We start from the raw sequence: 15,342 nt of genomic DNA, 5'->3' as shown, positions 1-15,342 counted from the left end.
TTTGAGTATTGTGTTTCGTTTTTTTAATTTTTATGTTTTTAGATCTCATTATTTTAATCAATTAGATTTTAAAATAACTGGTATTAGTTAACTCATTATTAGAGAAGTGTGAAAGCCCATAAATATTTTTTCTGACTTGAAAAAAGTATGACAACCGGTTGATGGGTAAATTTATTTTTTAATTCTGGCATTTTTATTGCTTAATTATTCATATCTTCAATTAAACATTTAATTTGCACCTCATATAAATGATGATCCAAACCGTTTTGCACTCTTATGGTGTTTTTTTCACATGAAAATTGCACCAAATAAGCACATCTTTTTATTTTGCACTATATTTGTGCATGGAGAGGTGTAATGAGGTTTTGGGCTTCAATACTCACTTTACTCATTCTATGTGGATGTTCTTCATCTGAAGAAAGTAGAAAAACTAAAGAAAACTTAGCAGGTCATTCGATATGCGTTTTTGATAGTACAAATACAAAAGTGTGTGTAGCCAAGCCAGCGCAAAGAATTGTTTCTCTATTTGAGTCAGGTTTAGATGGCTTATATATGCTAGGGCAAGGTCATAAAGTGATTGGCATACCAGCCGAAGTATACATTCAACCTTTATTATTTAACGCCTATTCAAAAATAGATCAACGTATTGCCAATAAACAGCTTGTAACGCCTTCACAAGGTGCCAATGCAACCAATATTGAAAGTCTTGTGTTGTTGAAACCCGATTTAGTAATTTTGGGGAGCGGGCAGACCCAAACGATCGAATTATTACGACAGTTTGGTATCGCTGTATATGTAATGGAGTCTGGCACTTACCAGCAAGTGAAAGAAGAATTATCTGAAATTGCTGTTCTAAGTGGAGCCCAAAAGCGAGCTCAAGAAATTTTGAGTTTTTCTGATGAAATTATGTCAGAAGTTGCAGCCAAAACAGCACGTCAGCCAAATAAGCAATCGATTTACTATGCGTGGTCAGGTGGGCGAATTTTTTCCACTTCGGGACGGGAGTCAATTACCAATGACTTTATTGAGCTGGCAGGTGCTTACAACATTGTTCAGACCAATGCTAACCAACCCAACGTAAATCCCGAGACTCTCATTGAATGGAATCCTGACAATATTGTGCTTTGGAATACCAACCCAAAACTGATTTATGAACGCAAAGAATTACAAGGCTTAAGTGCCGTACAAAACCGTAAGGTATTTAATTTGAGCCCTGCATTTATTTATAACCCACATACCATCAAAATCATTATTACGGCGATTTATTTGAACCACAGCATTTACCCTGAACAGTCCGATTTACCAGTAAGTGCCTTACAAAAGCGTATTTTAACCAAGTTGTATGGTGAGCACCTTGCCAAAGCGTTGGTGTCATGAATATGGAAAAGCTCAAATATTATTGGTTTTACCCTTTACCTTTCTTCATGATTTTTATCTCGTTGCTCATTGGGCCTACGCAAACCTTGAGTGCATGGGACTATTTGCGGTGGGGTGTGCAAGCAGTCTTTGGTACGCCATATTTTGATGCTGAACAATTTAGGTTGATGCAAAACATACTAGTCAATGTCAGATTACCCAGAATTTTACTGACATTTATGGTGGGAGCTGCGTTAGCAACAGCGGGTAACGGTTTACAGGCATTGTTTCGTAACCCTTTGGTTGACTCGTATGTACTCGGTATTTCTTCTGGTGCAGCGTTTGGTGCAGCTTTGGCACTTTCTCTAAGTTGGCTTTCACCAAATTTATCCGCCTTTATTTTTGGCGTTTGTGCTGTTGCCTTAACGTATTTATTTGCACATCAAAAACATGAAAGCCAGACGTCTTTAGTGATGGTAATTTTATCCGGCATGATTGTGTCGGGGCTGTTTTTGGCGGGGCTTACAGTTATTCAATACTTAAGTGATCCATTTAAATTACAAGCCATTGTGCAATGGACGATGGGCAACTTACATCAGGCGTCTTGGCAAAAGGTTCAATACGCCGTGCTTCCTATTTGTATTGGCCTTGTCGGATTATTTGCAATGCGTTGGCGCTTAAACTTAATGGCACTCGGTGCTGAAGAAGCGCAGGCGGTGGGTGTTAATCCGCGTTGGGAGCAGCTTCTTTTAATTGTACTAGTGACTGTATGTACATCAACTTCTGTGGCTGCTGCTGGCATTATTAGTTTATATGGACTCTTTATGCCGCATATTGTGAGAATGTTGGTGGGGCCAGATCACCGCTACAGTATTCCAGCCAATATGGTGTTGGGCGGTAGTTTCCTACTCATGATTGATAACTTTTCACGTGTTTTACTAACCTTTGAAATACCGATTGGTATTTTTACCATGCTACTTGGCGCGCCATTCTTCTTATTATTAATGAAAACACAGAGGACTCATTGGGCATGATTCAAATTGATCAGTTAAATTATGCCTATGGGCATAAACAGGTTCTTAAAAACATTCATCTGGAGTTTCCTGAAAATCAGTTTTCCGTCATTTTAGGGCGCAATGGCTGTGGAAAATCGACACTTTTTAAATTGATGGCTGGCTTAGAACCTGTAAAAGATGGGTTGATCCGTTACTCTGGAAAACCATTATCGGACTTTAAAGGTAAAGATCGGGCTGCACTACTCGGCTTTTTACCGCAGTTTCATAAAACTGTATTTCCATTTCTGGTTAAAGATGTGGTGATTACGGGACGTGCCGCTTTCAGCAGATATAGACCTTCAAAATCAGACTGGGAGCGTGTGGATCAAGCTTTGCTTGATTTAGATATTGAGCATTTACGTGACCGTCCTTATACCGAACTATCGGGTGGTGAAAGGCAATTGGTTATGATTGCGCGCATTTTAGTACAAGCACCCAAAGTGATTTTGCTTGATGAGCCAACCAATCATCTCGATGTTTATTACCAGTCTTATTTAATGAAAAAATTGCGTCAGTTGTCGCGGCAAAATTTTACGGTGATTGCAATTATGCATGATCCTAATTTGGCTTTTTTATTTGCAGATCATTTGTTTTTTATGCGCCAACACGAAGTAGTTAAGCCTGAGTCTAAAACACGAATCACCGATCCGAAGTTTTTAAAAAGTGTCTATGATGTTGAGTTCCATGAAGCCATGATTCAAGACAAAACCATTGTTATCCCTGACCATTCTTGGCTATAAATATGACTTTTCACTATCATCTAGCAGACAAATCAGACTATGCATCTGCTGTAGAGTTTGCACTTTATACAAGACATTTATTATTCCCAGAAATCTATCATGGGCAAGTTCCCAAAGATTTAAAAAATTTTGGGCAATATTATGTTAATGATCCATTAGGTTGCTTTATTACGGTAAAAGATAAAAACCGTATTATTGGCACTATTGCATATCGGGCGTATGACCATCGTTTTGATTTAAATTTGCCATCTAATACAGTGGAAGTGGTTAAGTTGTTTGTATTACCTGAATACCGTCGTAAGGGCATCGCAACTCAGCTATGTGACATGTTGTTTAGCCATGCAAAAAACAATGAAATTACGACTTTGTATTTGCACACTCATCCATTTTTGCCAGCGGCTGAAAAGTTTTGGCGTCTACAAGGCTTTGATGTCATTAACCGTGAGTGGATTGAGACCTATGACACCATTCACATGAGTAAATCTTTATAGCACTTTATTATGCGTATGAAATCTTTTTTGAAAATGGGTAGGTGGATAACCCATAATTTTACTGAACATTGCAGTAAATGCTGCCGAGTGCTCATAGCCCAAACTAAAGGCAATTTCAGTAATCGAGATATCTGCTTTTAATGCATTTAAAGCATAGATGATGCAGACTCGATTACGCCAAGCCTGAAATGACATGCCCGTTTCTGACTTAAACCAGCGGTGAAATGTTCGCTCACTTTTATTATGGACATGTGCCCAATCTTTAGGGCTGCTATGAATATCGGGATGCTCCATAAACTCAGCACACTGATTAGATAGTAATGTGCTGTGAGGCAATGGAATAAACAGAGGCAGGGCTGGTGCAGCTTCTAACTCATATAACAATAAATCGATAACAGCGCCGTCACGGCCTGAACGTTGGTAGTCAACAGGCAGTTGATTTGCTTGAATCAGTAACTGATGCACTAACGGTGAAACTTGCACAACCTCGCAATAGTTTGCCTGTCTTGGGGCATTACTTACTTCTATATACAAACTATAAGTATTGATTTTAGATAGCCATACGCGATGTGGTTTGCTTGCGGGTATCCATACACCACTGTACGGTAACACGAGCCATTGTCCATCTTCAGTTTCAACTTTCATAAGCCCTTCGGGTGCATATAAGAACTGAGCACGGCGATGGCTATGCGTATCTAACAAAGTATCAGCAGGATAATCTGATCCTAATGCTAAAACCGCTTGCGGTAGATGGTCTACATCGTTAATTGGAATATTACGCATATATTTTTGTCTGAAATAAATAAAAAGATGACTTTTCTACGTTAGTTTGCCATAGGGCTATTTTATATCATGCCTCTATAAACGTGAGGAAGATAACGATGCTATATGAGCTATTTTTATTTGGACTACTTTCCGGTGTTACTACTTGGTTATTTGGTTTTGGAGGCGGTTTTGTTGCTGTACCTTTGCTTTATACAGTCATTATTCAAAAGTACAGTAACGAAAGTATGGTTGGGATACATGCCATGCAAATCGCCGTAGCTACATCAGCTTTTGTGATGCTGTGTTCGGCAAGTTTTGCAACTTTTCGACACTATCGGTCTGGATATATAGATTGGCAAAAAATCCGCTTTTTATGGAGTGGTATCGCATTGGGTGGAGTTGTTGGTGCGGTCATGGCCTCATTGTTTAATGGAAATTGGCTTCGCTGGATATTTATGGGTTATGTATTCATAACCATTCTTGATTGTTATTACCGACCAGGCTTTATGGTGGCATCAAGACAAACGCAAAACTATAGTGAAAACAGCGAACTCATTAAAGGCGGAATTATTGGTTGGGTTGCAGCACTTTTAGGTGTGGGTGGCAGTGTAATGACGGTTCCTTTGTTGCGGCGGCGGGGGAGTTCTATGGCAGAGGCTGCGGCTATTGCAAACATTCTCACGTTGCCTTTGTCTTTAACTGCAACGCTAACTTATTGTGTGTTGTCACTTTGGCAATCTATATGGGCACCTAGTGGATTTATCGGTCTAATCTGGTTTGAGGCTGCTTTATTCTTGGTTGCTGGAACATGGATTGGGCTATATTTTTCCGAAAAATTTATCTCAAAACTACCTGATTTATGGCGGGCAAAGTTGTATCCATTACTTTTGATAGGGGTTTTGTTTGTCATGCTAATCATAAATTAATTTTTAATTTCAAAATCTTAAATAATAATTTTTATTAAAAAACGAATATCAAGTTGCTCTAAAACTGCAAATTTTATGCCTTAAATGGTTTTGAAAAAAGTTTGAAAAATAGACTTGAAATATATAGTGGCTTTGTGCCACTATATATTCATCGAAGGTCATCAGACAAAAAGAGGATGATATGGCTATCCAGCTTTTAGATACGGCAAGAAATGAAATTCCAGTGAAATTCACGCAGTTTTCTGGTGGAGAGCGTCATGTTCAGATTGATGAGACAACGTTAGGTTCACTATCTGGCAACGTATTGGTCCGCGCGCAAATGACCTCAAGTCACGATGTGATGGACTATTTGTTACTTGAAAATATATTGCTGAATCAGGGGCTAACAGTTGACTTAGAAATTCCGTATTTTCCATATGCGCGTCAGGACCGTATTTGTGCAGTAGGCCAAGCATTTTCACTCGATGTGATGACGAAGCTACTTAATATCAACGCAGACAAAAAAGCGGGTAAACAAGGCAAGGTGACTGTTTGGGATTGCCATAGTGAAGTAACAACAGCATTACTCGCTGCCAATACTTCTTTTAACGAAGTTGTAAATGTGAGTTCAGTCGACATTATCGCAAAGAGTGAAGCGCTAAGCACATTATTAAAAGATGAAAAAACAGTACTGATTTGCCCAGACAAAGGCGCAAAAGCACGCACACAAATGGTTGCAGACGCTTTTAATGTTGAGCGAAAACAACCAATCACTGTTGTTCAGTGCGATAAAAAACGTGACCCAGTGACTGGCAAAATTTTAGGTACACATGTACATGCGACTGATTTATCAGGCCTAACAGCGGTCATTACCGATGACATTTGCGACGGCGGTGCAACCTTTATTGGTATTGCCAAAGAACTGCGTCGCCTCAATTGCCATAAGGTCGTTCTATATGTGACCCACGGTATTTTCAGTAAAGGAATAGAGGTTTTTGATGGGTTGCTTGACCAACTGTTTACCTCGGACAGCTTTCCACAACAACCATCAGACAAAATTTCAGTAATTGCTTTTGCAGCAAAATAAAGAGAATAAAGATGACTATTAAATTGAATCCATTAAACGCTATCGATTTTTATAAAGCGGATCACAGACGTCAGTATCCAGCAGGCACAGAGTACGTGTACGCAAACTTTACGCCGCGTTCATCTCGACTCGCAAAAATGCTACCTGACTTTGACGCTAAAGTTGTGTTCTTTGGTCTTCAGGGTTTTATCAAACACTTTTTAATAGATACATGGAATGAAGGCTTTTTCAAACAGCCTAAAGACAAAGTGGTGGCTGCTTATAAACGCCGTATGGATAGTTCACTAGGTGAAGGCGCAGTACCGGTTGATCACATTGAAGCGTTACACGACTTGGGATATTTACCATTACGCATTAAAGCCTTGCCAGAAGGCAGCCGCGTCAATATGCGTGTACCTGTGCTCACCGTGATTAACACTGACCCACGTTTCTTTTGGTTAACGAACTATATCGAAACCGTGTTAAGTGCTGAGCTTTGGAAAAGCTGTACTACGGCCACAATTGCCTATGAGTACAAACGCTTATTAACGCAATATGCTGTAAAAACTGGCGCGCCACTTGATTTTGTACCTGTGCAAGGACACGATTTTAGTAGTCGTGGTATGAGCGGAATTTATGATGCTGCACAATCAGGAGTAGGCCATTTAACTAGTTTTATTGGAACAGATTCGGTTGCTTCAATTGACTATGCGGAAGAATATTACAATGCAACAGGTGTGATTGGGGTATCTGTACCAGCGACCGAACACAGTGTAATGTGTATGGGCACAGAAGACAGTGAGCTAGACACATTTAAGCGTTTAATCTGTGAGCTTTATCCGTCTGGTGTTGTCAGTATTGTGTCTGATACATGGGATTTTTGGCGAGTCATTACAGAATTTACGGTGGCTTTAAAACCTGAAATTTTGGCAAGACAACTTAATGCTTTAGGCTTGGCTAAATTGGTTTTTCGTCCTGACTCTGGTGACCCTGTCAAAATTATTTGCGGCGACCCAGACGCCGAAGTCGGTAGCCCAGCCTACAAAGGTGCAGTTGAATGTTTATGGGAAGTGTTTGGCGGTACAACCACAGACCAAGGCTATAAAGTACTGAATGAACGTGTTGGTTTAATTTATGGCGACTCAATTACCCTAGACCGCGCACAGCGCATTTTAGAAGGGCTTGAAGTCAAAGGCTTTGCTTCAAACAACTTGGTTTTTGGTATAGGCAGCTTTACCTATAACTATTTAACACGGGATACCTTTGGATTTGCTGTGAAAGCGACTTGGGGACAAGTGAATGGCGTAGGTCGAGAGTTGTTTAAAGACCCAATTACTGACTCAGGTGTTAAAAAATCTGCTAAAGGTCTGTTACGCATTGAAGAAGGTGAAAATGGTTTTACTTTGTTTGATCAGCAAACAGCCAAACAAGAACAAGGCGGAGCACTTAAAACGGTCTTTGAAAATGGTAAACTTCAATATGAGTGTACTTTGGATCAAATACGTGAGCGTTTATCCATTGCATAACTGAGTTTAGATGAGCCGTTCCATGTGTATCGGCTCATCATTTTTATTGAGAGGCTGAACGTGACTATTCAAACTGAACAAGAATTCCTTGCCAGTTATGATCACCGAGATTATGACGCACCTTTACTTACGGTCGATATGGCTATTTTCTCGGTATTTAATGGTCAGTTACAGGTATTACTCATTAAGCGCCCCAACTTTCCAGCTAAAGACCAATGGGCTTTACCGGGTGGTTTTGCCGATTTAAAGCACGATCAAGATTTGATGGCCACCGCATATCGTAAGCTGGTTGAAAAAACAGGAATTGCTTCACCTTACTTGGAACAAGTTGCTTCTGTGGGTAATGCCAAACGTGACCCGCGTGGCTGGGCCGTAACCATTTTGTATTTTGCTTTAATTGATTTTAATGCTTACGAACACCAAGCTTTGGCTGAGTACAGCGAATGGGTGTCTGTAGCAAAAGCACAAGATTTAGCATTGGCTTTTGATCATAATGAATTGCTCAGATTAGCTTTAGAGCGTTTAACCAATAAAACTCGCTATACCGCATTGCCAGCTAGTCTCATGCCCGAGTTATTTACGCTGACCGAGCTACAGACTATTTATGAAATTATTCTTGGGCAATCCTTAGATAAAAAAGCGTTTAGACGCCGTGTGATAGAAGCAGGTGCAGTTGAAGAAACCAATCACAGTAAAATTGTGGGCAAACGACCAGCTCAGCTTTACCGTTATGCACTCGATTCTTTCGATTTTATATTTCCTCGCTCACTCGAATTACCTAGAAATAAAGAAGGTGAAGATAAGCAAAACAATGAGCTTTCTGACTAGCGCATCTTGATGCACTTTGATTTATAATGCCGCGCTTATGATTGATGTCATGTTTTGATCAGCACTTTGCCTATGTCACACGTTTCTCCCTGCTTCCAGCAAAACCAGTTTTTTGTGTTGGTGGAATATCTCACTTCACTGCATGAAATTTATCCTGTGAAACATGAGTTTGCAGGATATCCGGCTGCAATGACATTGGCAGATCGTGTACATTCAGATCATGATATCGCGCCACTTGAAGCCAGCAAAAGCTACCCTGACTCAATCGATAAAGTCTTGCACTTTTCAGGTAAGGCCCGAGACATACAAGACTTCGAGCAATTTTTAGAACAAGCTCAAACAGCCAATATTCAAAACTTGTTATTGCTTACAGGTGATAAACTCAAAGAACACCATAATGGTCGAGATGGGCAGCCTCGTAGTCGTTACTTAGAGTCGGTAAACGCCGTAATGGCTGCCAAGCAACATGGCGGGTTTCGTATTGGGGTTGCTTTTAACCCATTTAAATATGTCGAAGCTGAGCGTGATGCCCAGTATTTAAAACTACATAAGAAAATTAAAGCAGGTGCTGACTTTATCATTACTCAATTGGGCTATGACATTGAAGCCTTAAAACAAGCCAAATCATTTTTAACAAAACATCATTATTCACAGCAAATATTGGCTTGCGTCATGCCACTGACTTTAGGTCGTGCCAATTTTATGGTGAAGCATAAAGTCGCGGGTATTGTAATTACTCCCCACATGCTAAAAGTCTTGGCAGATGAAAAACAGGCAGGGCATACCGACCGAGTTTATTTACGCTGCGCTTTGCAAATTTTGATATGTAAACACTTAGGATTTGCAGGAATTCACTTATCTGCCTGCCATAAGCCAGAGGAGCAAATGTTGCTTGAAAGCTACGTTGAGCAATATCGCCATTTGGAGCTTAAAGCCTTAGAAGAGCTTTGGAATTCACTTTGGCAAGTCACCTCAGGCAAAGAGTTCTCACCTGAAGTTGCTCGTTTTTCACGTCAGCCAACGTCTAAACAATTAATTAAATATCGCCAATTACATGTTATGCATGAAGCAATGTTTGGATCAAAAATTGCTAAAGGTGTTGGACGGTTTATTTTTAAAGCATCTTTTTGGGAAAATGCTTTGATCGCTAAAGTACTACTTAAAACAGAAGTACTGAGTAAACATAGCTTAGTGGGCTGTGAAAGCTGTGGTCAGTGTCGCCTAAGCGATACTTTATATATTTGTCCTGAAACGTGTCCAAAAGGTTTAGCCAATGGACCTTGTGGTGGAACAACTTTAGACCGCTGCGAATTTGGTGACCGTGAATGTATTCATTCCGCTAAAGCAAGGCTTGCTAAAGCTGTTGAACAAACTGAAATATTAAAAGAAAAACTGATTCCAACTGTGCCTCTTGAAACTAGGGGAACCAGTTCTTGGAAAAATTGGTATTTAGGAGTGGAAGCTTAAGATCTGCATTCCATCTTAAGCACAACGATAGTTCAAATTAAAAAGCGGTGTATAAGCTAATAGAAGTCAAAAATTATAGTAAATATTTTAACTTAAACATCAATAGACTAGTTTAAATTATAGTTTTTAACATGTAACGCCAAATTTTTTCCAGTTTCACAAGATTGAAGATAAAGGTCAAATGAAGGTGTTATGCTAGAATCAATTAATGAATGAATTGCAAAAAGTTTTTTTAATTGTTCGATGTAATAGTTAATAAAATCAATTTCGTTATCAAAATTTAATAAGCTTTTCAAATTACATTGAAAATTCTGAAAATCACTTAAATCAGATGGAAGTTTAAAACAACAAATATCTATTGTCCACTCTTTAACTTCATATATTCTAGAGCGAATAATTGGTATGCCTTCTATATCAATTTTCTTAAAAAACTGCTCAATTGGTATAGTATATAAAGAAGTTTCACAGCCATTATATATTGAAAAAATTATTGTAGTATTAATTAGTACCTCTTTTGGTATGCCTTCTATTAATCTTCTTTCAACTTCTTTATGAATTATACTTAATTGGTAAAGATTTAGATCAGTTGGATTTAAACTCTTAAAGTAATTCATAATTCTATTTATTAAGACGGTATCACCAGTTCCTGCGATAGCGCCTCTACACCATAATTCTATTTTTGATTCATCATTATTTGATACGCGCATTGCCCCTGTTTCTAAGTCAAAGATCATTGTGAAGATACGGAATATTTAATTTTAGATCAAAATAATCAAGCACATATAGGTAAAACAAATAAAGAGGGCTTAACTAAACGAGTTTTTTATGCTGAAAATACTGAATTGAGAGTTTTTTATGGTGCTGATGCTATTGAAAAAATGGAGCAGTTAGGGTTGAAATAATTATGGCCGAAAATGAATTTAAATATAAGAAATTCCAGAAAGTTAGAACAGCAAATGATAAACCTACAACTTCTGTCGTCTTAAATAAATATATTGTGACCATTGGTTTTGAGGTTAACTATCCTGATGCTTTTGTTGAACGTGATAATGGTTGGGTTTCAAAAAGTAATGAGCGAACACAATTGTTAGATATTGATTATGGTCATGCTTTTTTTTACGTTACCAAAAATGATATTGTTGAAGTCTTTTTTAGTTTTGGGCCATCTGGTGCAGGAAAAAGTGGATGGTTTAATAAAGGAAATAGCCAAGCACCAAATAAATGGAATACAGGTGCCCCTATCAAAGATGGATATGCTAGTAGTCGGCCAGGAACACCTGATTATGGAATTGGGGAAACTGCAACGCTTTATAGAATAGTGGTTAACGAAGATTCAGCTAAAAAAATAATTGCTGAAGCTAATCAAGTACGTCAACAAATCATTTCTGGCGACCAAAAGTATACAGCTTGGATAAATGATACTTGTGCTGAAACAGCTAGGGATATTTTAAGTAAATATATTAGTAATTTACCGGATGGGACTGGAGCTATAAAGCAAGCTGGTATCCCTACTTTAAATGTTATAAATCCCTATATGTGGCATTATAATTTTAAGAAATCAAAATTTGCTAAACCTGAAATTATTTATCCTCTTGCAGGGAAGGCTTCAGGAAAAGGTGTTATTTCGGAAGGATTTCATTTAATCAAAGGTTGGAGTTTAAAACCTAAAGATAAAGATCCATTAGTTGATGAAGGATATATTATTAAAAAATGAAGAATTTAAGTATAGGATTAGTTCTTATGATTTCATTATTTGGTTGTGCCAATTCCACCGCTAAGCATCAAGACAAATTCTTAGCGCATATTCATGAAAATACACCAAATCCTTACAAGGAATGTATGGTCAAATATATTAAAGATCATTGGGATGAAGTTTGGAAAACTTACAATACTGAAAAAACTAGGGAGGCTCGTGGTGAAACAGATATAGTCAATTTCATGATTGAAAAGTATCTATCTGAATGTAAAAAATAATACATTTGAGCTAAATTTATTTTTATGTATTTAAGGCTTTCAAAGCCCTGAGTTTTCAGGGTTTTACTAATAGCCGCTTTTAAGAAAGAAATATTTTTAAGTAGGCAGTATGCTTTAAAATTATTTTAATATTTGCATATAAATGTTATAGAAAAGGATGGGATTAGTAATAAGAATAAGCTCAAAAGAAGCGCTTAACCGATCTTCTCAAAATTTGATGGATTTCATTAAATAGGTAAACGATGACCGCACTTTTAGAAAAAGATTTCAGCCCATCTGAGTTTGCATTATTTTCTGAAATATTATGGAAACTTGGCTCAGGGAAAGGGCAATACAATTTACGTGAAAATATCCTTGCAGATATTGCCATCTTATTACGGGCTGATTTCGCGGCATCTTATATTTGGGACTCAACCCATAACTTATCGAGAGAAGGCGTGATATGGAAAATCGACCCAAAAGCGATGGAGGACTATGAGAGCATTTGGCAATTTGATGATCCGATTACGGCACAGCTTCGCAAACGTCAAAAACCAACCTTTGTAAATGAGGTTATGCCTCTCGCAGACCTGAAAAAAACACCCTATTACAATGAGTTTTTGAGAGCCTATGGTTTATATCATGGCATCAATATTTATTTTGTCCGAAATGGTATGGATATTGGTGATTTACGTATTTGGCGTGAGAAAGATGCCGACATGTTTGGTGAGCGTGAAAAAAGAATATTAAATCTGCTTGAACCTTACTTTACTCAAGCCTTACCCACTGATTTATCAACCCAATACGGTTTGACTTCGCGTGAACAAGAAGTGGTTCGCTTGGTATCTAAAGGTTTAAGTGATAAAGAGGTGGCCAATTTACTGGATATTAGCTTTACTACATTAAGAACTCATTTGAACAATTCTATGAGAAAAATCGGCTGTAATAATCGCACTGAAATGGCCTTGCTCATTCGGCATTAAAGTTTAAGCAATCCTCAATTTTGAGGATGCGAATCAATGAGCAATTTGTACTAAGTTCCTAAAATTACAACTTAAAGGGATTAAAAGTTACTATGTTAAATACAAATGAAAAAAATAATGGGGTCGAATCACTCGATTTATCAAATGCTTCAGTAGATATCATTACTAAACTCATTCATGAAAGAAAAGTATCTTGTGAAGAGCTTGTGCATCATTACTTCGATAATATTGAAAAACAGCAATCTTTAAATGCATTTATTAGCACAGATAAAGCTTCAGCAATTCAACAAGCTCAATATTGGGATAAATACCTACTGAGTGGAAAACCGTGTCCAGCTTTGATGGGTATTTTAATTGCGGTTAAAGACAATATTCATGTTGCTGGTTTTCCAAATAGTGCAGGTACGCCAGCTTTAGCTCAATTTAGGCCGCAAACTTCTGCCCCAGTTATTCAAAAGCTTATTGATCAAGGTGCAATCATTGTTGGTAAAGCCAATATGCACGAATTAGCCTTTGGGGTCACAGGTTATAATACTGCCATGCATATAGAAGGCGTTGTGGGTACACGAAATGCCGTAAACCCGTTACATATTGCTGGTGGGTCTTCTTCGGGTAGTGCGGTGGCTGTTGCAGCGGGCATGGTTCCGATTGCTATGGGGACAGACACAGGTGCTTCTATTCGACTGCCAAGTGCTTTAAATGGTTGTGTCGGTTTTCGTCCAACGGTAGGACGATATTCACAAGAAGGTATTACCCCAATTTCACATACTCGCGATACCGCTGGCCCAATAGCTCATACTGTATCTGATGTTATTTTAATTGATGAGCTTATTACTCAAGAGCCAAGAAAAGAACCATTAGAGCCTCATCAAATTCGACTCGGTATCAATTCATATTTTTGGAATAATTTAGACGAAGATGTTTATGAGCAGGCGCATATTGCACTTGAGCTTTTAAAAAGTACAGGAGTTGAAATTATTCCTGTCGATATGCCGAATTTAGAACAGCTCAATCAAGCAGTTTCATTTCCCGTGGTTATCTATGAAGGTAAATATGACCTGATTCAATATTTGAAAGATCATCATGTAAATTTGACCATAGAGACTGTAGTCGATCAGATCTCAAGCCCAGATGTACAGGCAATTTTTAAACTGAATATTCTTCCTGAGTTAACTTTAGATCCGAATGGTCAACTTGTTCCCGTTTTACCCTTGTATGAAAAAGCGATTAGCGAAGCTCGACCTCAATTGCTTGAACTCTACCAAAACACATTTAAAGCGCATAACTTAGATGCTTTATTATTCCCAACATCACCAATTGTGGCACCACTAGCAAATGAAGAAGTCTATTCAATTGAAACTTTCCAGACCCTCATGCGAAATACAGACCCCGGCAGTAATATAGGAATACCAGGGTTGAGTTTACCTATTGGAATGGGTACGAAATCAAAACTGCCAGTGGGTTTAGAAATAGATGGCTTAGCTCATCAAGACAGTGAAATACTTGCTATTGGAATAACTTTAGAAAAAATTTTCAAAGGTTTAAATCAATAAAAAATCACTTAAACTACTATTTTTAAAGATTTGTTTTTGCTTTTAAATAGTGGCTTTGAGATTGTTTTCTGCTTTTATTTTATCTGGAAAAATATAAGTCACTTTACTCGGTAGAGTGACTTAATTATTAAAAATTACCGTTTATCATCTTTAATGATTTTGTTAGATTTCTTATTGTTGTTTTTAAAAAAAATAATATTTATAAATTATATATATTCTATATGTATAAGTATAAAAATTTTGATTGTTAACTCATTTTTAAACTACATGTTATTTTAATTAATAATACTTAAATATTACACAATAAAACTTTTTGTTAACATTTCTGCAATAAATTAACCGATTTGGAGTTTTGAATAAAATATAAATAATTTTAGTAATTTGTTAATTAACAAATGTTTGTGTTTGATTTTTAAATCGATTTATTAAGAGAAATCTATCGTAATTAGAATTAAATATTTTTTAAATATAGTTTATATAACATGATTTATTGACATAAATAGAAAAAATATATGGCAAAGAGGTCAATGATATTTAATTCACTTCAGAACCATAATTTGCACCAAATTTTACGCTGTCACGATTCATTGAATAAAACCAAGTGAAAAGTTACGTAAAAAAGAAACCAATAATTTTATTGGCTTAAATAAAAAA

General features: G+C 37.4%; 15 protein-coding genes. 13 read left to right on the top strand and 2 right to left on the bottom strand.

The features are described from left to right. The first annotated feature begins 357 nt into the window (after positions 1–357). The 4 genes from AC056_RS07685 to AC056_RS07670 are packed head-to-tail and all read left to right on the top strand — an operon-like array spanning position 358 to position 3,642. Positions 358–1,377 (top strand): ABC transporter substrate-binding protein, encoded by a 1,020-nt coding sequence (locus AC056_RS07685; protein ID WP_077163241.1) that lies wholly within the window; start codon positions 358–360, stop codon positions 1,375–1,377. Between the two features lie 2 nt (positions 1,378–1,379). Continuing rightward, positions 1,380–2,390 carry a FecCD family ABC transporter permease gene (locus tag AC056_RS07680; protein ID WP_077163240.1) on the top strand — a complete coding sequence of 337 codons (1,011 nt, stop codon included), beginning with the start codon at positions 1,380–1,382 and terminating at the stop codon, positions 2,388–2,390. Beyond that, a complete protein-coding gene (locus AC056_RS07675; protein ID WP_000614440.1) occupies positions 2,387–3,151 on the top strand; it encodes an ABC transporter ATP-binding protein in 765 nt (254 codons plus the stop codon). The genes AC056_RS07680 and AC056_RS07675 overlap by 4 nt, the downstream gene beginning before the upstream one ends. 2 nt (positions 3,152–3,153) lie before the next feature. Then, positions 3,154–3,642, top strand: a complete 489-nt coding sequence (locus tag AC056_RS07670; RefSeq protein ID WP_039252064.1) for a GNAT family N-acetyltransferase — start codon at positions 3,154–3,156, stop codon at positions 3,640–3,642. On the opposite strand, the gene AC056_RS07665 is transcribed toward AC056_RS07670, so the two are convergent. Next, positions 3,637–4,425, bottom strand: coding sequence for an AraC family transcriptional regulator (locus AC056_RS07665; RefSeq protein ID WP_077163239.1), 789 nt, complete (start codon positions 4,423–4,425; stop codon positions 3,637–3,639). The genes AC056_RS07670 and AC056_RS07665 overlap by 6 nt on opposite strands. A gap of 98 nt (positions 4,426–4,523) precedes the next feature. On the opposite strand from AC056_RS07665, the gene AC056_RS07660 reads away from it, so the two are divergent. The 5 genes from AC056_RS07660 to AC056_RS07640 all read left to right on the top strand — a co-directional run bounded on the left by AC056_RS07660 (position 4,524) and on the right by AC056_RS07640 (position 10,199). Continuing rightward, positions 4,524–5,333 carry a sulfite exporter TauE/SafE family protein gene (locus AC056_RS07660; RefSeq protein WP_077163238.1) on the top strand — a complete coding sequence of 270 codons (810 nt, stop codon included), beginning with the start codon at positions 4,524–4,526 and terminating at the stop codon, positions 5,331–5,333. Between the two features lie 181 nt (positions 5,334–5,514). Beyond that, entirely contained in the window at positions 5,515–6,399 is an 885-nt protein-coding gene (locus AC056_RS07655; protein WP_077163237.1) for a phosphoribosyltransferase family protein, read from the top strand. An 11-nt stretch (positions 6,400–6,410) separates the two neighbouring features. Further along, positions 6,411–7,904: a nicotinate phosphoribosyltransferase gene (locus tag AC056_RS07650; protein WP_077163236.1), complete on the top strand. Its 1,494-nt coding sequence runs from the start codon at positions 6,411–6,413 to the stop codon at positions 7,902–7,904. Between the two features lie 60 nt (positions 7,905–7,964). Further along, positions 7,965–8,732 (top strand): NUDIX domain-containing protein, encoded by a 768-nt coding sequence (locus AC056_RS07645; RefSeq protein WP_077163235.1) that lies wholly within the window; start codon positions 7,965–7,967, stop codon positions 8,730–8,732. Positions 8,733–8,804: 72 nt separating this feature from the next. Next, on the top strand, positions 8,805–10,199 hold the full coding sequence (locus AC056_RS07640) for a methylenetetrahydrofolate reductase C-terminal domain-containing protein (RefSeq protein ID WP_139344633.1): 1,395 nt from the start codon (positions 8,805–8,807) through the stop codon (positions 10,197–10,199). 107 nt (positions 10,200–10,306) lie between these two features. Here the strand turns inward: AC056_RS07640 and AC056_RS07635 are convergent, their stop codons facing one another. Beyond that, the gene (locus AC056_RS07635) at positions 10,307–10,933 is read right to left on the bottom strand and encodes a hypothetical protein (protein WP_077163234.1); all 627 of its coding nucleotides are present in this window, start codon (positions 10,931–10,933) and stop codon (positions 10,307–10,309) included. 170 nt (positions 10,934–11,103) lie between these two features. Between AC056_RS07635 and AC056_RS07630 the strand changes: the two genes are divergently transcribed. The 4 genes from AC056_RS07630 to iaaH all read left to right on the top strand — a co-directional run bounded on the left by AC056_RS07630 (position 11,104) and on the right by iaaH (position 14,688). Continuing rightward, positions 11,104–11,913, top strand: a complete 810-nt coding sequence (locus AC056_RS07630) for a hypothetical protein (RefSeq protein WP_039252038.1) — start codon at positions 11,104–11,106, stop codon at positions 11,911–11,913. Beyond that, positions 11,910–12,173, top strand: a complete 264-nt coding sequence (locus tag AC056_RS07625; protein ID WP_025469128.1) for a hypothetical protein — start codon at positions 11,910–11,912, stop codon at positions 12,171–12,173. Before AC056_RS07630 ends, AC056_RS07625 begins: the two co-directional genes overlap by 4 nt. Positions 12,174–12,415: 242 nt before the next feature. Beyond that, positions 12,416–13,135 (top strand): response regulator transcription factor, encoded by a 720-nt coding sequence (locus AC056_RS07620; RefSeq protein WP_077163233.1) that lies wholly within the window; start codon positions 12,416–12,418, stop codon positions 13,133–13,135. Between the two features lie 92 nt (positions 13,136–13,227). Further along, complete coding sequence (gene iaaH, locus AC056_RS07615) at positions 13,228–14,688, top strand: indoleacetamide hydrolase (RefSeq protein ID WP_077163232.1); 1,461 nt, start codon at positions 13,228–13,230, stop codon at positions 14,686–14,688. The last annotated feature ends 654 nt before the right edge of the window (positions 14,689–15,342 follow it).

The organism is Acinetobacter genomosp. 33YU (assembly GCF_001990725.1).
Classification (GTDB): Bacteria; Pseudomonadota; Gammaproteobacteria; order Pseudomonadales; family Moraxellaceae; genus Acinetobacter; species Acinetobacter seifertii.
The sequence above is the reverse complement of the archived record's forward strand: the minus strand, read 5'-3'. Positions and strand labels throughout refer to the sequence as shown.